Genomic DNA, 19,719 nt, shown 5'->3' with positions numbered 1-19,719 from the left:
CATTCTAATAATTCTTAATGATTATAATCTCTTCATTAATATCTCTTTCTTATTATTGACTACTTAATTCAGTTATTTTCAGAGGTCTTTAATAGATAAATTTTTACATTAATATCTACGTGTTTTTTACTTATGTATAATACTTACTGTTTTTTTAAGAGTTGTAATAATTCTAATTTAAGTTTTAATACATTCTACCAAATTAGTAAGGTCAGGGAGTTAAATATTGTACTTAAGTTACTGTAAAATAATCAGCTTTTTCCCTCCATAAATTTAAAAGTAAAGTTCCAAGAGTTATATCTCTTTATGGAGTTTAGTGTACTAATGTGGAGTTAATAGTTAATTACAGGGATCAAAAGCTGATTATTTTATAACAAACGTATTATAATTTATTATAAATGTTAATTATGCAAGGTATAAATACTAATGATTTACATAATATCATAGCTGCTATTAGCACTAAACTATATAAAGCTAATATAGCTGCTGAAATACATTACAGATTAAAATCTCCTTGTTCTGTTTTAAAGAAGATATTTAAAAAAGCTACCACTGTGAAAGAATTGAAGGACCTAATTGCTTTTAGGATTATAGTTAATAAAAAAGAAGACTGTTATAAAGTATTAGATATTATTTACAATATTTATTCTGTTGATGTAAAGAAGTTTAAAGACTATATTACTAATCCTAAGGATAATGGCTACCGTTCCTTACATGTCATAATTAATATCTATAAACGTAATATAGAAATACAAATACGTAGCAGAGAGATGCATAATATAGCAGAATTTGGTACAGCAAACCACGATGAATATAAAAAGACACAGGAAACAAGATTAAGAAAGTTACTCTCTAATGATAGGTTTAATACAGCTTATATTAATATTAACATCAATAATGCCTATAATATTTTGAGTCGATTTAATTGGACTATGTCACAACTCCTTGCATATGAGCAGATACTTGAGAATCTTTGTCATCATTTGGATTGCCGTAACGGAACATGCGAAAAGCGAAAAGTGGACTATCGATTACATAGTAATGATAACTATTACCAACCAAAAGTAAAGTCAGAGCCACCGGCTAAAGTACTAGAAATCCTAAGAAGCACTAGCTCAAATTTTGCCACAAGCCATAAAGCCCAAGAAGAGCAAAAAAGCTCTTCTTATAACCTTACGAATTGTAATAAACAAGATACAACAATAAGTGTTAAGTTACAAGAGGATATTATGGTCAAGAAAAAAATAGATTATAATTCTGTTAATAAACAAGAAGCTGTAGAATTAAAGCAAAGATTATCATTTAAAGCAGAAGAAATAGGAAGAAATTTACTAGGTAGTCCAAATAAGCATTTATCAAATAGCCAGTTACTCCGCTGGGAGAAAGATGGCAAAATAGTGATGAAGATACATGGCAGTAAAGCCGGCAGATGGTATGATTTTAGTAAAGGCGAGGGAGGAGATCTATTTACCTTAGTACAAAGAGAAAAAAATTGTGATTTTGTAGAAGCTAAGAAATATTTACAAGATATGGTTGGTATGTCAACCAACGGAGGTAAAGATCTAGCAGCAAATTTAGCAGCAGACAAAAATCAACAAATTAAAACTCAAACAGAGCAATATGCTGAAATAGCAAAAATTAAGAGAGCTATAGGATTATATGAAAAATCAGATTCTATAAAATATGTTATGCCAAATAATGTAGCAAAAAGATATTTATCAGAACATCGTGGAATTAAAGAAGTATTAACAAGATACCAACTAAGTAATGATCTTAGAACCAATATGATGTGGGACAGTAATAGCAAACAATATTATCCTGCATTAATTGCTTTTGTAAGAAATAAAGATGGCAATATTACCGGAGGTCAAGCTATTTATTTAAATAAAGAAACAGGGGCAAAAGCGAGTATAGAAGTTAATAAACGTTCATTTGGTAGAATCAGAGGTTCTTTTGTTGAAATTAATAAAAATAACGAACAGCAGAACGTACAAAGCAGGAATGTACAAAGCAGTAAAGATGGCAATAATTCAGTTAGTAATATAACGATTATAGCAGAAGGGGTAGAGACGGCTTTAAGCATTGGGGAAGCTGGTATTAAAGGCAAAATTCTTTGTAGTTTAGGTGTAAATAACATCAGGAACTATGAGCCTATCAAAGGAGAGAGAATAATAATTGTTGCCGATAATGACGGCAAAGACGCAGTATCAGTTCGTACCATAATTAAGGCTCAGGACGAATTAATTAGCAAAGGAGCAGCAGTAGCAATAATACGACCACTCGAGACAGGAGATTTTAATGATGTGCTAAAATCTCAAGGAGCAGAATCTATTAGAAATCTTCTAGAGCCTGAAATAGCAAAATTAACAGTAGCTAGCAATGTAGCTGAACTTAAATCATCCTTAAAAGCAAGTGATGATAGAAAATCACAATTTCAGTCTATAGAATTACTATTTTCAAAAATGGTAAATAACGATAATAACGGACTAAATAATTTGCAGCAACAGCAAATACAAGCTTTAGCAAAGTTTGGCACAGCAGAGAATATCAATACCGCAATACAAATCTACAGAGAAAAAGGTATAGATTCTTGTCTGCTCTACAGTAACAAGATTTGCATAGCAGCAATAGAGCAGAAGATACAGAAAGATTTACAAATTATGAAGAATAAATTTAATCCTAATTATAATCTTGGTGATAAGAAATTTTCTGATATAGTAGTATATGATTTTCAAGGCAAAAGCCATCTAGTCCCTGAAGATTACTTAAATGCCATAGGAAGAGATAAACAAGTAATGCAATATGTAAGTCCAAGCTCAGAAATAGGTAAAGAAATAAGAAGTGCGGTAAAGCAAGTATCTGAGATCAAGCTAAATCAAGGAATAAGAGTTTAGAGTGTAGTGTAATAATATTTTACCAATTCAAAAAATGTAAATATATGAGTGAACAAGGAAACCTGCTTGGTGATCCAGATAAGGATAAGAAGAAAGCTAAGCATGATAAGATATTTCGTAAGGCACTTGAGAATCCTCTAGTTGCCCATGAGTTCTTTAATGCACATTTGCCCCCAAATATTAAAAGTTTAATAGATTTTCCTAGTTTAGCAATGGAGAACACCACATTTGTAGAAAGTTCTTTAAAAGATTCTATCTCTGATGTTTTATTCTCATGCAAATTTGATAAACAAGACGGCTACTTATTTTTGCTTGTCGAACATCAATCAAAAGCAGATCATTTTATGGCTTTTAGGCTTTTTAAATATATGATTAATATTTGTGAGCGATATTTAATACAAAATCCTAAAGCTAAGACTTTACCGTTGGTATACCCGATGATATTTTTCAATGGTCAGGAGAAATATAATGTTGCAAGGAATTTGTGGGATTTATTTGCCAATAACAAATTAGCAAGAGAATTATGGATTAATGATTACCAATTAGTGAATGTCCATGAAATACCAGATGAAGAGTTTAAACAAAGAATATGGTCGGGAATATTAGAATTTTTTCTCAAGCATATACATGAGAGGGAATTATTAAAAAGATGGCAAGAAATATCAGATATATTGCCGGAATTAACCAAAATAACGATAGGTTATGATTATCTAGAAATGATATTATATTATACTTTGACAAAGATAGAGCAAGCTGATAAAATAAAGCTAGAGAATTTATTATCAACAAAGTTGAATCCAGAAATAGGAACAAGGCTTATGAGAAGTTTAGCAGAGCATTGGCAACAAGAAGGGAAAGAAATAGGTATTCTTGAAGGCTTACAAGTTGGTGAGGCTAAAGGTATCCAAATTGGTGAAGCTAAAGGTATCCAAATTGGAAAAGCTGAAGGTATCCAAATTGGAAAAGCTGAAGGTAAAGCTGAAGGTAAAGCTGAAGGGGAATATAATAAAGCAGTAGAGGTAGCAAAGAAAATGTTAACTCAAGGTTGTAATGTTTCTTTAATTTCTAGTGTAACCGGTCTTGATGAAGCTTTTATTAGTTCTTTAGAGTAAACATATTTCTTGTAAAATTTACTCTGCTGTTTGAAAAATCATTTATAAAAAATTCTGAAATGACAAAAAAGTTTTTTATACACAGCTTACCTCTAAAACTCGTATACTAAATTAGTCCGTCCGCCAAAACTCAAAAAAATATCACTTGTGGCACTAATTTCCAAAAACAGGGCAATTTTAGAGCAAATTACTATGATTTTGAGGGCTAATTTTAAATTTTTGTATCAAAAAACACACTATGTCCCAAAACGTACTCAATTTTCTCGTTGCCATTTTTTTGTATTTCCATAAGCTTTTGATATAAAACCTTTCATTTTCTTATGGATTTTACTATTACTTTTTGCCTTAAAACCTAGTATCTATAAGGTCTGTAGAGTTTTGGCGGACGGACTAAATTAGCGATTTAAAGGGGCATTATAGTAGGATTTTTCTTTATAAGGTAATCCCCTATCAAACAATTGAAATCTTTTAAAAATACCATTAAAATGGTTTCTATATTTTTGCATTTAAATCAAGTTTGTAAATTCATTTGTAATTTAGTAATTGGGATGTTACCCGCAAGTTTTACATAACAGGTAAGATCTTCTAGATTCATAATTTCAGATGGCATTACTAATAATTTTCTTTTCTCTAAGCTATGCATATTTACTCCATCACGCATGGAGTTAGCACCATAAGAGAGATTCTCTTGAGTTTCAATAATTTCTTGCTCACCAAGCATTAAAGCTGATTTATGTGCTGTTTGTTGATCACTTACCCGAAAAATAAATTTGCTACCAAATAAATCAAGCATTGAAGCTGTTCCAGCAGAACCATATATCTCCTCTAATTGATGAATGTTTTGCATACCTGCAACAACGCAGCCACCATATTTCCTGCTTTCAGCCAAAGCTATAGGGAGTGAAGATATCTTTTGTAAAGCTGGCAGCTCATCAATCACAAACCACATATTACTATGAGTATTATTGATGTTCCTATTCATTAATGCTTTTATCGCTATGCTAATCCATGCAGCAATAAGTGGTCTAAGCATTACTCTTTGATTAGGAGTACTAGTTATAAATAACCAACCTTTGTCCGCAGTAAACCACTTTCTAATACTAAACTCACCTTTAGGCTTTAAATGTTGCAACACTTCAATATTTTTACTAACAGTTGCTTGAATACCTGAAGAAGTCTCAGGGGCACTACTGCTAATTATACCAGATACTGCACTATTTTTAAAACTTTTTGCAAATTCTTTATTATTTGCATAAAGAATAGTATTTATTAGCTTTTTGATGTCTTTACTATCCTGATATAATCTTAATCCTTCAGCGAGTACCAACTCAGCACTTTTAGCAAAAAAATCATCTAATTTGGGATTATAGTTACTAAAGTTACTTGCCATATCATTATAATCCCAAATTTCATGACAATCATTCCAAGGCAACCAATGCTCTGTATTCTCTTGCAAAGGATTAAGTAGCTTATCACATTTGGGATCAAAAAATCGATCAGTAAAGCTACCTGTTAAATCAACAATAATTGCTCTACCTTGCTCTTTTCTAATCTGAGGTAATAGCTCATTTAACATATTAGTTTTACCACTACCAGTAGTACCGGTAATAAGAATATGCCTCCTTTCGCTATTTTTAACTAATGGCAATCCAGAAAAACAAATATTAGCAGCTTGTTTGTTTTTATGAAGCATTCTCGCTAAAGTTTTTGCTTCCACCAAATCTGCTCCCCTGATCTTATCTTGTATAACAGCTTTTTTACCTCGATACATAAAAAAGATGATGGCAGTAAACATGCTAATAGTAAAAACAATAATACCTTCTGGCCAAGCTGAATGCAATAAGAATTGCCCAAATTGATTGATATTATGCGAATGCGGTGTAACATGCCAAAATTTATGCACAAATTCTTCAGCATTACGATAAACCCAAGCTTTTTGTTCTAAATAATAGAATTTAATACCTATTTGGCTTATAGGGTAAAAATACTCTCCTATGGCAAGTTTTAATTGTGCGTATCGCTCTATGATAAAATAATATAAGCTTACTAAGGACAATTTCTGATATGTACGCCACATTAGCCAAACTACAGTAAATATTAATCCAATAGTTAAAGCATTAATACTGCCTTGCCCAAGCATTCTCATCTGATGAGCAAAAATCTGTGAACCACGAGTAAAATTATTTTGATTTTGTTGCATCAAATTACAAATTATCTTGCATTATCTTTAATTTTTCTTCAAACTCGTCAGCCATAAGATCATTACCTAGTTTTCTTAAAGCTTTAATTATTTCTGTATATTCTGTCATAAGATTAGGTTTATATTTAAGAGCTAAGTGAAAATTTACTTTAGCTTCTTTTTCTTTTCCCATGCTAATCAATGTAATTCCTTTTTCTAAGTAACTTTCAGCATAATCAGATTTATACTTAATAGCTAGATCATAGCTATTAATTGCTTCTTGATATTTACCTAATTTTCTAAGAGCTATTCCTTTTTCTAAGTATGATGCTGTATAAGTAGGATCATATTTGATTGCTAAATCACAATTCTCTATTGCTTCATGATATTTTTTTAATATGTTTAAAGAGATAGCCTTGTTATAGTATGCTTCTACACAATGGGGCTGATATTTTATAGCTATATCACAGGTTTCAATTGCTTCTTGATATTTTCCTAAGTTTATTAAAGCTGCACCCTTGTTGTTATAAGCATCTGCATAATCTGATTTATATTTAATAGCTAAATCAAAATTTTTTATTGCTTCTTGATATCTACCTAATTTATTTAAAGAATTACCTTTATTATTATAGGCTTCTGTAAAACTAGAACCATATTTGATTGCTAAATTATAATATTGTATTGCTTCTTGATATTTTCCTAACTTAGCTAAGACCATTCCTTTATAGTTATAAGCATCTTCGTAGTCAGGTTTATATTTAATAGCTAAATCAAAATTTTTTATTGCTTCTTGATATTTTCCTAATTTATAAAAAGATTTACCAATATTTAAATATTCTTCAGCTAAAATATTTGAATCCTGAATTTTGCTTTGTTGCTCGATTTGTTGTTGTTTTGCATTAGTAGGATTGATCAAGTTTTCTGCAAAAGCACTACTGAAAAATATTAATGATAAGATAAATATGAATGCTAATTTTTCGATGTTTTGCATAAATTTTTTCTCAATTATTTTCATTTTTATGGCCTGGTAATTTAATATTTCTTTTCTTGATCGCTTTGCTACTTATTTCAAGATTATCTGCTATTTGCTGGCCAGTTCTGACAATCGTTGATTCAGGAGTTTTATTAAATTCATCTTCAATTTGTGCCTTCTTATCTTTTACTTTATCAGATAACTGCTCAAGAATCTTTACTTTTTCTATTTCATTATTATCTATACTCTGAATTAGCATTTGTTCTACATTTTTATCATAAACATCATTTCTTCTATCATCAATATTACTAATAGCAGCTTGGTCATTCAACTGTTTAGTATTTTTATCAAAACTTGATCGCAAGTTTTCTTTAGATGGAATATTGATGCTACTTACAGAACTTAAGTCTTGCGGTATAATATTATTGATTTTAGCTATATCTAAAGCGATTTGTTCGGCTTCTTGTTGGTGAGTACTTGCCCACATAGCAGCCTGCTCTTTGCTACTTACTCCAGGAATATTTTTGGCAATTATGCTATTTAATACTGATTCATTTAAATTACGATCAATAGAGGCAGAATTTTGTGCTATATAGTTCATGTTATAGCTTAATTGCTCGATATTTTGTTTAGTTCTAGTTATTTCTTGCCCTACAGATTGTTGCTCAGAGAAGTTACTATTAAGATTATTACTAAGTGATTGCAGATCACTATTTGTATGACCTAATCTGCCATCTTTAGTAGCACTTTTAATCTTAGATAATGCTTCATTATATGATTGCTGTTGATTTACTGATTTTCCTCGTTCTTTTCCTTGATCATTATCTGCTCGAACTGTTACTCCTCCTATGCTAGGTACATTTAAACCTATATTTGCACTAGTACTAGTTCCCTTTCTATTACTGCTACCAGTATGATCAGTAGCAGCGATGCTATCTGAATTCATCTGCTGCAAGGCTAGATACTGGCTATCAGTAATACCTATAGATTTTGCTTCTTCATAGCTTAATCTTTTTCCTATCTCAGTTGCCATAGAATTACCTGTAGTAGTTAAATTACTATATCTATCATTTAATGAGTCAAGATAACTTTGTGAGCTCATAAACTGAGATTGATAACTATCCTGTAATAATTTAGAAGAGCGGTAGTTATTAACAAGTGAGTCTACTGCTTGAGTCAGTACTTGTCTACCACTATCAGTACTGGTTACTCTCATTCCTCCATCATCAATAATTCCTCCTGCCAATTGTAAAGTTGGGGTAAGATTTTGCTGGGCAATTGTTCGATTACCGATGCTATAATTATCCATAGCAAGGTTATTATCAGCAATATTAGCACCAATATTACTTGCAACCGGTACTGGAGAAAATTGATTGGCCAAAGTAGTAGTTGCATGAGCACAAGCCTTTAATACTGCCCAGGATAACATCGGAACTGAAGCTGCTAACATCTGAAATGTTGCAAACTCATGCAACAGCATTTCTGAAAAACTCCCTTGCGATAAGATATTTAAACCAGTAAAGTGACTTGTGCCTTTACCAGCTAGGCTAATCATCCCTAAACAATGAATCACAGTAAAAAATACTGGCCAGCTGGTTACCCAAATGATTAATGTTATCCAAGTTTTAAAGATAGTATAACCACCGGGCAACATTGACATTGGAAATACTACGAAAATGAGACAAATTACCAAAGCAAAAAATACTGATTGTAAGATAGGCATGATATTTGCTGCCATCTCTCCTGCAATCAGGTAAGAAAAGGATTGCTGAAATAACCCGCGGGTCGCATTCATACTAACTAATTGAGGATATATTCTAGAAAGTGAGAATTTTTCTCTTAAATCATCATAAGCTTCACGATTAGCATTAAGTAGCATTGCTTGTCTCATCCACTGATGAATATCTGTTTGTTCTTTTTTAAGATATTTTAGAGTATCAGAGGTCATAGTTTTTAATCTGCTAGATAATATCTCTTGCCTATCAGAGCTAATGCCTATACCATTTGCAAATTTAGTTAATAACCTATCATTTAATTCTTTATTAATAGCTGCCTTAATCAAGGGAGTTACTTGCCTGCAGGTTTTAAAAGAAATAGCAGAATTACTTGGATCCTTATAATAAATACCAAAATTATTGGGCATATTTTGTTCGATAAAAGCAATGATGTCACTTGCTCTTTGTGCTTCTGCTTTTTTACCTAAAATATTACCAATTATATAAGGTTTCATAAAACATTGTCTTAAAAATTCTTTTGTATTGGTCAAAGTTACCGGATCCTCTATTTGAATGTCCTTGATTTTACCAATAGCTTTTGCTCCAAACATAATCCCATTCTTCCTGCTTGATAACCCTTCATCAGGTGGAAGTAAATGCTTTTCGAGCGTCTCTGATAAAGAGTAACTTATTTTTGATGATATAGAAGCAAAAAAAGCAATACCTACTGGGATATTATCAATTTTTACAGGAGCCTGCATTGATATTTCATCTTTAAGCCACACATTTGCTTTTGGAGCAAATAAAAAGATAAAAATAAATAAGGATGGAAAAAACCATTCCATAGCAAAAATACCAATATTACCTCTAAAAATAGCACGAGTTGCTGCCCAAATTCCACCAATTGTCAAAGCAAATTTACCTACTGGTGTAAAATACTCACTATTTGAGGCAAAGACTCTTCCTATGCCATTAAAAACTTGCCATAATATATCTCCTCCACCAAATGTATGTATTACGTAATCTGTCATGTTCTTTTTATATTTTTATCTTCTTTGCTTATTTTTGTACCTGCTTATCTGCTTGCTCATCTAATTTTAATTTATACTTAAGCCCTCTCTTTAGCGATTAAATGTTGTTCTATTAATCTTGCTCTTCTATCAATCTGATCACTACTTGTTAGCATATTACTCCATTTTTCTTGAGCAAAAAGTTGCACTCTATCTAAAGCTTTTAAGTAAGCGGTTAAATGATGATCTGCTACTTGCTTTGATTTGAGCATAGTAACTGCTTTTCTTACCTCTGAGGTTACTTCCTTTAAATGCTGCAGTAAACTGTAACTAGCAACTAATTCTGAAGAACTATCTAAAATAGTAACTCCTGATATTGCTTCTAAAGTAATATAATCATATATTGGAAATGCTTCCCCTATTGAAGATAGGAAAGATATGTCTGCATTACTAAACTCGTTATTACTTGTAAGTTTGCTCTTTAATTCATCTAGTTTTGTTTTAGCCTTGCCTTGATATGATTGATCTAGAACAATAGTAATATTACGTCTTAGATCTGGGTTTAAACAATTACTATTATCACAAGTATAAATTGAGGCAGATTCTCCGCCTTTTAAATGAGCAATCCAGCTCTTTTCATCTTGAGCAAGTGACTCAAGGAAATATACATTATTATCTCGAACTATTATAGTTCCAGTCATGGACATGATGGCACTTCTCATATTTTCAGGGATTCCTGCTTTTTCTGCTGCCTTGATAAAAATATTATAATTTGTCAGCATTAATTCTGGATCTTGATTTTGGATATTCGCTAAAGCTTGTTTCTGCTCTAAATCACTACGACATTTTTTGCCGGCAGCAAAATAATCAAAGCCAGAGCTGGATTGTAAATCTCTGCAAACTGATTCTCTCATGGCTGAATCTTTAGGCAAAATGGAAGCGAAAATAGCTTTAGTCATTTCACAATCGCCCTTAGCAAATTGATTCATTTCCATAGCAAGATTTCTTAAATCTTTTAAGGCATTTTCTATTTGTGGAGCAAAAGTTTTAAGACCCAATGAAAATGCATAAGCTTTTGCTTGCGTACCAATATTTTTCATTAGCTGAACTAGCTCTTCACCTGAAATAATCGAAAAACTACCAAGATAAGAATCTATACCACTACAGCTCATGTTTAACGAGGGAGGGGTAATAGAAATCGGATTAAAAGATGTTTTATTAGTTCTAATAGATAACCCTCCTGCTGCATAATAGTACAGCGATATTCTATGTTGAAGAAGACCTATTATTGCCCCAAACTCTATTTTTTCGTAATATTAATTTATAGGAATGTTACTTTGAAGAAGATAAATTTGGTTTTGTTAATACCATGTACCGACTATTTAGCATGCCAATTAAAGCTGCATCAGCTAAATGGCCAGACTTTGCCGATTTCAAGGAAAGACTAGCTAAGAATCCTGATGAAACAGTAAAGATATTGCACATAGTTAGCCCACAAAGTGAGAATCAGAGAGGTAAAGGTGGAAAAGGAAAAGGGTTAATGACAACACTTGCCTATAGCTCAGAATATATCTACTTATCTGAACAAAAAATTATCAGTCAATCAGGATATTCATATTTTCCGTTTTTTGTTACGCTGTGGATTAAAGGAGAAGGTCAAGTATACGGCTATGCTCCAGCTCACCATGCTATCTCAAGAGTTTAAAAGAGTTGTTGCTATTTCTGCACTAGCATCTATAGAACTTTTTACATTTTTTAATGGTTCTATTCATTCCCCCGCTACAATTAAAGCCTTTTGTGATTTAAACTCTATTATTTTATTGTATGACAATGCTATAGGATTAAATTTTGAGACTGCTGAAGATTTAGGATTTTTTATCATAATAAATACTTATTAATAAATAGGCATGTATTATAAAGTTTTTTAATTAAAGTTAATAACTTGAAGTATTTCTATTGGTATTTCACCCCCACTATTTTAACTCTTAATAAACACCAATTCGTTATCAGATGAGTGTTTAGTACTAAATGCATAACCTAAATATGAGAAATTCTTAAGTAGCTCAGGTGAGTCAATTAGGTTGTTAGCAATAACCTTGACCATCGCCCCTCGAGCTTTTTTAGCATTTATACCGATTGTTGATAATTTACCGTTCCTATTTTCTTTAAAATGAACGTTAACTAATTGATATTTAAGTTTATTTGGGTTTATTACAGATGAATATTCTTGTGATGCTAGGTTGAGTAAATATTTATTTTCCTGTTTAGCAAGAATTTTATTAATATAATTAGTGACTTCATCTTGCCAAAAGTTTGTTAAATTTATTTCATTTAATTTTGTTGCCATTTCTAATCTATACGGCTTAATAGTATCTAGCGGTTTTAAGACTCCGTAAAGTCCTGATATAATAAGCAAATGTGATTGCAAGAAATTTAATGCATGATTAGTTAATTTTTCTATATGTATATTATTAAAAACATCTCCTGCATAAGCAAAAATAGCCGCTTTACTCTCTTGATTATCAAAATCCTTAAATCTTTCTTTATTTATATGTGCAAGTTTTGCACTTATATTCATTATTTTCGATAATTGATTCTCAGAATAGCTTTGGAGTGTAGAAAGTAGTTTATTAGTTAACGTAAGGAACACTGGAATCGTCAGCTCCATCTTGGGAGCTAACTTCTCGAAATTTAGAGTTTTAGCAGAAGAAATAATAGCAAGCATTTCTATCTAGCCGGAGTACTCGGAAGAGATGAAGTAGTGCTAGCGATATTTCTGTTAGTACTATCGATTGTTTGCATAATTGCATAGCTTGGATCACCGTCAAGCTCTACTACTTCTTTGGGTTTCGTAGTTTTTGGACCGGTACAGCCAATTAAAGCTATAGAAGCAAATAAAATTATTAAATACCTTATCATAAATACCCTGTTTTAATTTTACACTTAAGATAGCTGCCTATTATTATAATGTCAAGTGAGAGGAAAACTTTATTACCCTACCCTATAACCTTTCAGTAATAGTCTAAAGATTCTTCATAATATTTTAAATCTAATTCTGCATAATTTAAATTAGGTTCATCTTTGCTGCTTTCTATTTCGGGTTCAGGTTTAAGCTGATCATAATTTTTCTAGTTTTTAAATAATATTCTAAAGTTTCTTCATATTCCCATCTAGGTAGAGGGTGATTATCAGATTCTTTTTCTAAATATATCATTATTGATGATGTTTTTTCCTTTAAAGATTCATTACATAATTCTTCAACAATAGGATAATATTCTTTCTTATTCAGATACTAAAGGCATGATTGTTGGTGTACTATCATTTAAGTAATTATATAATGCTTCAAAAAAAGAATCATATTGCCTATTACCTATAATATCGTGATATATAAAAGAGTCTATATTAAGTGCTTGAATAATCAGCTTCCCATCTATCGATAATATTTTTTTGAAGAGTTCTAAATCTTCAGTATGAAGAGCCATGGAAATTTATTCCTTAAATAAATTTTTAGGCATTCTGTAATAAACCGTATTATAGAATTTTTCGCTTTCAGGAAATTTGCGTTTGCGGATAGAGAAATTACCGAAATTTCTGATTTCGATACGCTTTTGTTGTTTAAGAGATTCGTTTAAATAATCTAAAATTAAATCTACTGAATCTTTAACATCTTCTTTAGAAAGATAATTCAGCTTATCATGTATTTTATCTATTAAATAATTCTTAGTAATCATTATTAAAAAATCGCTTTGATTCCGTTAAAACTATTTTTAAAAAAACTAGGTGCTATACTATCAAAATCTTCAAGTATTATGTCCATTAATGTTGGTTTTGGTTTTAATTGATAATCTTTAACTAGTAGATTAACATTAATTTTCTGAACTTCCTGTAACCATTTTAATGCAGTATCTTCCGAGCCTATAGCATCCACAAGCTTTAACTTTAAAGCCTGACGACCTGAATATACTCGTCCGTCTGCGAGCTTTTTTACTTCTTCTATAGGAAGATTACGCCTCTCTGAAACAAGTTCAAGGAAGAAATTATAAGTATCTTCTATATTGTCCATAATGGCTACCCGCACTGCTTCCGTCAGTTTTTCGGTAGGATTTGGGACAGCTTTTAATTCACCCGATTTGAAATTATTAAACTTAATCCCCAATTTTTGAGCAAGCTCCGTTACCTCGGCTGTTTGTAGTATTACACCGATTGAACCCGTAATAGTTCCGTTATGGCTGATAATATAATCACCTCCAAGAGAGATTAAATAACCGCCGCTTGCAGCCATTGTTCCCATAACTATCACTACCGGCTTTTTTGCGGATATTTTACGCAGAATATTATAAATTTTTTCAGCGCCGACTACCGTACCGCCGGGAGAATTTACGTTAACTATTAACGCTTTAATATGAGAATCATCGATTATTTTTTTGAGTTTTTTGTCACGCTTTTCGTCTTCAAGAATTATTTCGTCTATTAATACGGAAGCTATATAGTCTTCATTACTATTAATAGGTAACACCTCTTTTGGAGCAAAATCTTTACCGACTAGTAAGAATACGATCGCAATTAAAATAATAGCTGCTAGCTTCCAAATTAACAAACGAGATTTTATTTGTCTTCTTTCAATTAAATAATCAGGTGTTATACTCATGATCTTATATACTTTTTTAGAATACTAAATGCAGACCTATACTGTGACAGGCGTGAGGAGCGAAGCCTATAATATAATAAGGTGAGGCCGACGCACAACGAAGCACAATATAGGTATCAATTGACTATAGACCGTTCTTAGGACGTTCAGGACTCTTCATCATCTCAAAAAACTCACCGTTAGTTTTAGTATTTTCAAGTTTTTTGAGTAAAAATTCTATTGCTTCACTGCTACCCATTGGATCGATAATACGACGAAGGACCCACATTTTATTTAATATTATTTTATCTACTAATAAATCTTCTTTTCTAGTTCCTGATCTAGTTATATCAATAGCCGGATAAATACGCTTATCGGCAATCTTACGATCTAGAACTATCTCGGAATTACCTGTACCTTTAAACTCCTCAAAAATTACCTCATCCATACGAGAACCGGTTTCAATTAAAGCCGTACCGATTATAGTAAGCGAACCGCCGTTTTCAATATTTCTTGCTGCTCCGAAAAATCTTTTAGGTCTCTGAAGAGCATTAGCATCAACACCGCCCGTTAATACTTTACCTGATGACGGCACTACAGTATTATAAGCACGAGCTAAACGTGTTATCGCATCTACTAAAATTACCACATCTTTTTTATGTTCTACTAAACGCTTTGCTTTTTTGATAACCATTTCTGCAAGCTGCACGTGCCTACTTGCCGGTTCATCGAAAGTAGAGCTAACAACCTCCCCACGTACGGAACGTTGCATATCGGTTACTTCTTCAGGTCTTTCGTCTATTAATAGTACTATTAAAAATACTTCCGGATTATTGGTTGTAATTGCATGTGCTATATTTTGTAATAGTACGGTTTTACCTGTACGAGGCGGTGCTACTATTAATGCACGTTGTCCTTTACCCATAGGGGCAACAAGTTCAATAACCCGTGTACTAAAATCCTTACTATCTTTACTATTATTTTCAAGTTCTAATCCTAATTTTTCATCAGGGTATAAGGGGGTTAAATTATCAAAATGAACACGATGATAAGCTTTAGAAGGGTCTTCAAAATTTACTCTATTGACTTTCAGTAAAGCAAAATAACGTTCCCCGGCTTTTGGAGCTCTGATCTGACCTTCTACAGTATCACCGGTACGCAGACCAAAGCGACGAATCTGACTAGGAGAAATATAAATATCATCAGGGCCTGCTAAGTAGTTTACTTCCGGAGAACGTAAAAAACCAAATCCGTCAGGTAGTACTTCAAGTACCCCCTCTCCCACGATTAAAACTCCCTGCTCTACGGATTTTTTCAAAATTGCAAAAACTAATTCTTGTTTAAGTAATGAATTAATATTTTCAATTTTTAATTCTTCTGCTTGAGCTTGTAGTTCCTCCGGTAATTTACGTTTTAATTGTTTTAAATTAATAATATTACCGTTCTCTGCAAAATTATTATAATTGTTATTGGATTCGGTATTGTTAAGTTCTGCTGTGGATTCTTTATTAGTTGTGTTCATTATTTTATTATTAATAGATTATAATTGAAAAGTTGAGTTAGCAATCAAGTTTAAAGGTAAGTAATATACTTATTTAAGTTAGGAATCAAATTAGATTTTTAGAAAGTTTTATTTATTCTTGCGGTTTAAAGAATTATTTATCTTGTTAGCTTATAAGAGCTGGCTATGTATGTAAAAGCATACTAACAACGTTAATAGCACATTGTCAACCCAAATCGTCATTGCGAGCAGGTAATCGGTAAATGGTCATTGCGAGAAAATTACGAAGCAATCTTGGGAGTTTATTATTATTGCATGAGATTGCTGCACAGCTTACGGCTGCGTAGCTCATGACGACCCTGGTAACCTCTTTTCGCAATGACGGATGAATCAATCCACGTAACTCTAGCAATCCTTTGATCTTAACAATAACACATTTGTATTAAGTAATGGCATGCATACATTTTTAACTTCATTTAATAAGGCCTCATTGCTTATTGCTTGGTTTAATTCGTTGCGTACCGCATCAAATATTTCTCTTAAACTTTTCTCTTCTACCATATATTTAAAAATATATTTAGTGCTTCTAAATATCGACATTGAGATATTAACATTATTTAATATCCCATTATTAATAGTAAAATTAATAGCATTATTTACTGCTGAAGGATTAGATTCCAAATGCTCATAAATTTGTTTAGCAAAATTGGCAATATTATGGAAGTACGGTATATTATCAAGGTCATCAAGAGAGGCTACACTATCTTTTTGATTTGATACGTAAAATGAATGTTTAATAATATTACCGGTAAGTATTTCAGAAATTGCTTCTCTAGTTACTTTATCCATCTTTTTAATTTTTTGTAGAAGTGAAAAATCTTTTATATAATTTTCCGGTCTTAATAAAATTTTCTCTAAAGGATCAAGATAATCAACAAAATTTAAGCTTGCTTTTTCTACGAATTCATATAACTCAGGAACGGAATAGGCTCTATCCTGTTTGTGCAGGAACATATCATAAACTCCGACGTCACCGAAATTTTGGTAATCTGAAAATAACTCCCAACCTCTTTTATACCAGTTAGTAGCAGGCAAATGATCTAGAATTAGCTTCCCGTTCATTACTTCTTCGATACGGCTTTTAGTATCTTTATTTATCATTTTCATTACATCCTGAATTTGATAAACACCGGTACGTCCGTATTTAGCATATACCATTAAACCCATACCGCCGGTCGGCTTTAAAGAATCTTTTAGATTTTTTAAACCTTCATCAGGATTTGCTAAATGATGAAGCACGCCGGTACAATTTATATAATCGAATTTTCCAAGTTTTAGATTAGGTATATTTAATATTGAATCATTAATCCATTTAATATTTCTAAGACCTCGTACTTCTGCACGTTTTTGTGCTACTTCCATGCTAGGCTTGCTGAAATCTAGATATATTATTTCGGCATTTTTATCTTTTAACTGCTCGGCAAGATAAATAGTCGAATCACCGGTGCCGCCGCCTGCTATTAAGCATCTAAAATTATTATTAAAATTTTCTTTTCCTTGATATAGAAAATGGTTTAATTCTCCTAAGAACTCACCGCATGTTGCAAGTAAATATTCTTGTTCTTGATTTGGGTCTCTGAAAGGATAAGGATAATCTTGATAATGCTCTTGTACTTCTGCTAAGTCTTTAGAAATTGTAGTATTTTTTGTTTTCTTTAAATTTCTCATAAATTATTATTTTTTACGTTGTTATTATATATACTTAGTCTATCTACTCTTTTAGAAGTATATCTTTTATAATTAATTGAATAGTATAATTATCTTGCCAATTATTAGTTTTTAACGTTCCTATTGCAGCAATATTTTTTGCTTTAGGGCTTAATAAAACATCTTCAAATGCAGTGCCTACCGAATTAAAAGCAATAGCAGATAAGGCTTTATTACCAAAGCCTCGCTTATTTGGAACAAGCATACATTTAATATGCTTACTTCCAACGATATCCGCTTTTAATACAAATAAATCATCAAATTTAAATATAGGCTCATGATTTCCTTGACCGAAAGGCTCTAAAGTGTTTAATTCCTCCATTAAAGGGAAATTCACACTATTAACCGTTAAATCAATATCATATTCCGCATGCTTATAATTTTCTAGTTTAGTTATACTAATTCTAAAAGCATTATTAAAAAAATTCTGCAATTCTTGTAATTTTTCAGCCGTTACGGTAAAACCTGCCGCCATAGCATGACCTCCGCCTGCTATTAGCAAATCTTTGCTTTTAGCATTGATAATTTCAGCACCAAAATCAATACCTAAAATAGAACGGCATGAAGCTTTACCAATCCCGTCATTTAAAGCTATAACTGCCACCGGCTTATCAAATTTTTCTTTTAATTTGCCGGCAACGATTCCTATAACGCCTGGATGCCATCCTTCTTTTACGATAAATAATACACTACTATCTTGTTGTGTCAAAGCAATTTCCATCGCTTCTTCTATCATTAATAACTCAATTACTTTACGCTCATTATTGTGTTTTTCAAGTTCTTTAGCTAATTTATTTGCTTCATTAGAACAACTAGTAGATAGGAGATGAGCCCCTAAACTTGACTTTCCTACTCTACCGCCTGCATTGATACGCGGACCTAGAATAAACCCTAAATGATAACATTTTGGTATTTCATGAAGCCCTGCCATATCATATAATGTTTTAATCCCTATATTTTGCCTTTGTTGCATTACTTTCAATCCGCTTGCAACAAATGCACGATTTAAGCCTGTTAATTTCATCATATCGCAAACAGTACCAAGAGCCACTAAATCTAGATACTGCATTAGATTAGGCTGAAGCATTGTTTGCGTGAAATAATTTTGCTTCTTTAAATTCGATAATATTGCAGTTGCAAATAAGAAAGCAACTCCTACGGCTGCCAAATGTTTATATTCGCTTTTTTCATCAATACGATTTGGATTTACTATAGCTACTGCATCCGGTAATATTTCCGTAGTTATATGATGATCGATTACTATAACATCAAGGTTAACGTCTTTTGCGTATTTTAGGGCTTCATGTGCCATAGCACCGCAATCAACCGTAATTAATAATTCTGTGCCGTGATCTTTAATTTTTTGCATAGCAAAAGGAGTTGGACCGTATCCTTCAGCTATACGATCAGGAACATAAATATCACATAGTATATTTAAATCTCTAAAAATATTTTTAAGTAAAGCGGCTGAAGTAGCACCGTCTACATCATAATCGGCAAAGATACATATTTTTTGGTTATTTAAAATAGCTGTAACAGTTCTATCTACAGCCTTTTCCATATCAAGTAGATGGAAAGGATCAGGTAATAAATTTTTGATTTTCGGTCTCAAGAAATTTTCTACTTCCTCTAGATTATTTACTCTTAATGATACTATCCTAGCAAGTAAATCACTAATTTTGAAACTACGACATAACTCGGTGACTATATCTTCGTTAATCAGTTTCTGCTGCCAGATTTTACCGTTTATAGATACTTGTGGTTTCATTTGTTTATTAGGCTGTATTTTTGCTGTATATCGTCATTGTGAGTAGGCATTGTTGCGTGGATCAATTTCACCTCTGTTCACCCCGTGGCTTGACCACGGGGTCCATAAAAATAATAAAAAATACTAATAATGTTAGTATTTTTAACTGGATCCTGTGGTCAAGCCACGGGGTG

The 19,719-nt window shown here is 32.0% G+C and carries 16 protein-coding genes and 1 pseudogene; 4 read left to right on the top strand and 13 right to left on the bottom strand.

From position 1 onward, the window contains the following. Positions 1–398: 398 nt before the first annotated feature. On the top strand, positions 399–2,894 hold the full coding sequence (locus tag RSA_RS03580) for a toprim domain-containing protein (RefSeq protein WP_014364758.1): 2,496 nt from the start codon (positions 399–401) through the stop codon (positions 2,892–2,894). Positions 2,895–2,938: 44 nt separating this feature from the next. Next, the gene (locus tag RSA_RS03575) at positions 2,939–4,006 is read left to right on the top strand and encodes an Rpn family recombination-promoting nuclease/putative transposase (RefSeq protein WP_008579927.1); all 1,068 of its coding nucleotides are present in this window, start codon (positions 2,939–2,941) and stop codon (positions 4,004–4,006) included. Between the two features lie 511 nt (positions 4,007–4,517). On the opposite strand, the gene RSA_RS03570 is transcribed toward RSA_RS03575, so the two are convergent. The 4 genes and pseudogenes from RSA_RS03570 to RSA_RS03555 all read right to left on the bottom strand — a co-directional run. After that, the gene (locus RSA_RS03570; protein WP_008579926.1) at positions 4,518–6,206 is read right to left on the bottom strand and encodes a type IV secretion system DNA-binding domain-containing protein; all 1,689 of its coding nucleotides are present in this window, start codon (positions 6,204–6,206) and stop codon (positions 4,518–4,520) included. A 4-nt stretch (positions 6,207–6,210) separates the two neighbouring features. Continuing rightward, on the bottom strand, positions 6,211–7,200 hold the full coding sequence (locus RSA_RS03565) for a tetratricopeptide repeat protein (protein WP_014364757.1): 990 nt from the start codon (positions 7,198–7,200) through the stop codon (positions 6,211–6,213). Continuing rightward, on the bottom strand, positions 7,187–9,904 hold the full coding sequence (locus RSA_RS03560) for a conjugal transfer protein TraG N-terminal domain-containing protein (protein WP_014364756.1): 2,718 nt from the start codon (positions 9,902–9,904) through the stop codon (positions 7,187–7,189). The genes RSA_RS03565 and RSA_RS03560 overlap by 14 nt, the downstream gene beginning before the upstream one ends. A gap of 77 nt (positions 9,905–9,981) precedes the next feature. Beyond that, positions 9,982–11,136: pseudogene (locus RSA_RS03555) on the bottom strand (conjugal transfer protein TraH); the annotation flags it as partial. Between the two features lie 134 nt (positions 11,137–11,270). Between RSA_RS03555 and RSA_RS03550 the strand changes: the two are divergent. Continuing rightward, entirely contained in the window at positions 11,271–11,588 is a 318-nt protein-coding gene (locus RSA_RS03550; RefSeq protein ID WP_231284197.1) for a portal protein, read from the top strand. Then, entirely contained in the window at positions 11,569–11,781 is a 213-nt protein-coding gene (locus tag RSA_RS03545; protein WP_014362927.1) for a hypothetical protein, read from the top strand. Before RSA_RS03550 ends, RSA_RS03545 begins: the two co-directional genes overlap by 20 nt. An 80-nt stretch (positions 11,782–11,861) precedes the next feature. On the opposite strand, the gene RSA_RS03540 is transcribed toward RSA_RS03545, so the two are convergent. The 9 genes from RSA_RS03540 to recJ all read right to left on the bottom strand — a co-directional run bounded on the left by RSA_RS03540 (position 11,862) and on the right by recJ (position 19,546). Then, positions 11,862–12,608 carry a YaaA family protein gene (locus RSA_RS03540; protein WP_014364754.1) on the bottom strand — a complete coding sequence of 249 codons (747 nt, stop codon included), beginning with the start codon at positions 12,606–12,608 and terminating at the stop codon, positions 11,862–11,864. 2 nt (positions 12,609–12,610) lie between these two features. Beyond that, complete coding sequence (locus tag RSA_RS03535) at positions 12,611–12,802, bottom strand: hypothetical protein (protein ID WP_004998377.1); 192 nt, start codon at positions 12,800–12,802, stop codon at positions 12,611–12,613. 172 nt (positions 12,803–12,974) lie between these two features. Beyond that, positions 12,975–13,097: a hypothetical protein gene (locus tag RSA_RS10020; RefSeq protein ID WP_014362929.1), complete on the bottom strand. Its 123-nt coding sequence runs from the start codon at positions 13,095–13,097 to the stop codon at positions 12,975–12,977. A 67-nt stretch (positions 13,098–13,164) separates the two neighbouring features. After that, positions 13,165–13,365: a hypothetical protein gene (locus RSA_RS03530; RefSeq protein WP_012150885.1), complete on the bottom strand. Its 201-nt coding sequence runs from the start codon at positions 13,363–13,365 to the stop codon at positions 13,165–13,167. A gap of 6 nt (positions 13,366–13,371) precedes the next feature. Beyond that, positions 13,372–13,614, bottom strand: coding sequence for an HU family DNA-binding protein (locus tag RSA_RS03525; protein ID WP_012150884.1), 243 nt, complete (start codon positions 13,612–13,614; stop codon positions 13,372–13,374). Positions 13,615–13,616: 2 nt separating this feature from the next. Then, positions 13,617–14,531 carry a signal peptide peptidase SppA gene (sppA, locus tag RSA_RS03520; protein ID WP_012150883.1) on the bottom strand — a complete coding sequence of 305 codons (915 nt, stop codon included), beginning with the start codon at positions 14,529–14,531 and terminating at the stop codon, positions 13,617–13,619. Positions 14,532–14,655: 124 nt separating this feature from the next. Next, on the bottom strand, positions 14,656–16,032 hold the full coding sequence (gene rho, locus RSA_RS03515) for a transcription termination factor Rho (RefSeq protein WP_004998383.1): 1,377 nt from the start codon (positions 16,030–16,032) through the stop codon (positions 14,656–14,658). Positions 16,033–16,416: 384 nt separating this feature from the next. Beyond that, on the bottom strand, positions 16,417–17,739 hold the full coding sequence (locus RSA_RS03510) for a class I SAM-dependent methyltransferase (protein WP_014364753.1): 1,323 nt from the start codon (positions 17,737–17,739) through the stop codon (positions 16,417–16,419). Between the two features lie 43 nt (positions 17,740–17,782). Then, on the bottom strand, positions 17,783–19,546 hold the full coding sequence (gene recJ / locus RSA_RS03505; RefSeq protein ID WP_014364752.1) for a single-stranded-DNA-specific exonuclease RecJ: 1,764 nt from the start codon (positions 19,544–19,546) through the stop codon (positions 17,783–17,785). Positions 19,547–19,719 lie beyond the last annotated feature (173 nt).

This window comes from Rickettsia philipii str. 364D, from assembly GCF_000283995.1.
In the GTDB taxonomy this organism is placed as follows: Bacteria; Pseudomonadota; Alphaproteobacteria; order Rickettsiales; family Rickettsiaceae; genus Rickettsia; species Rickettsia rickettsii.
The sequence above is the reverse complement of the archived record's forward strand: the minus strand, read 5'-3'. Positions and strand labels throughout refer to the sequence as shown.

Coding starts and splice junctions, on each gene's coding strand:
- RSA_RS03535 (WP_004998377.1), bottom strand. CDS start 12,802: ATGATAAGGTATTTAATAATTTTATTTGCTTCTATAGCTTTAATTGGC.
- RSA_RS03530 (WP_012150885.1), bottom strand. CDS start 13,365: ATGGCTCTTCATACTGAAGATTTAGAACTCTTCAAAAAAATATTATCG.
- recJ (WP_014364752.1), bottom strand. CDS start 19,546: ATGAAACCACAAGTATCTATAAACGGTAAAATCTGGCAGCAGAAACTG.
- RSA_RS03565 (WP_014364757.1), bottom strand. CDS start 7,200: ATGAAAATAATTGAGAAAAAATTTATGCAAAACATCGAAAAATTAGCA.
- RSA_RS03545 (WP_014362927.1), top strand. CDS start 11,569: ATGCTATCTCAAGAGTTTAAAAGAGTTGTTGCTATTTCTGCACTAGCA.
- RSA_RS03575 (WP_008579927.1), top strand. CDS start 2,939: ATGAGTGAACAAGGAAACCTGCTTGGTGATCCAGATAAGGATAAGAAG.
- RSA_RS03570 (WP_008579926.1), bottom strand. CDS start 6,206: ATGCAACAAAATCAAAATAATTTTACTCGTGGTTCACAGATTTTTGCT.
- RSA_RS03580 (WP_014364758.1), top strand. CDS start 399: ATGTTAATTATGCAAGGTATAAATACTAATGATTTACATAATATCATA.
- RSA_RS03510 (WP_014364753.1), bottom strand. CDS start 17,739: ATGAGAAATTTAAAGAAAACAAAAAATACTACAATTTCTAAAGACTTA.
- rho (WP_004998383.1), bottom strand. CDS start 16,032: ATGAACACAACTAATAAAGAATCCACAGCAGAACTTAACAATACCGAA.
- sppA (WP_012150883.1), bottom strand. CDS start 14,531: ATGAGTATAACACCTGATTATTTAATTGAAAGAAGACAAATAAAATCT.
- RSA_RS03560 (WP_014364756.1), bottom strand. CDS start 9,904: ATGACAGATTACGTAATACATACATTTGGTGGAGGAGATATATTATGG.
- RSA_RS03550 (WP_231284197.1), top strand. CDS start 11,271: ATGCCAATTAAAGCTGCATCAGCTAAATGGCCAGACTTTGCCGATTTC.
- RSA_RS10020 (WP_014362929.1), bottom strand. CDS start 13,097: ATGATATATTTAGAAAAAGAATCTGATAATCACCCTCTACCTAGATGG.
- RSA_RS03525 (WP_012150884.1), bottom strand. CDS start 13,614: ATGATTACTAAGAATTATTTAATAGATAAAATACATGATAAGCTGAAT.
- RSA_RS03540 (WP_014364754.1), bottom strand. CDS start 12,608: ATGCTTGCTATTATTTCTTCTGCTAAAACTCTAAATTTCGAGAAGTTA.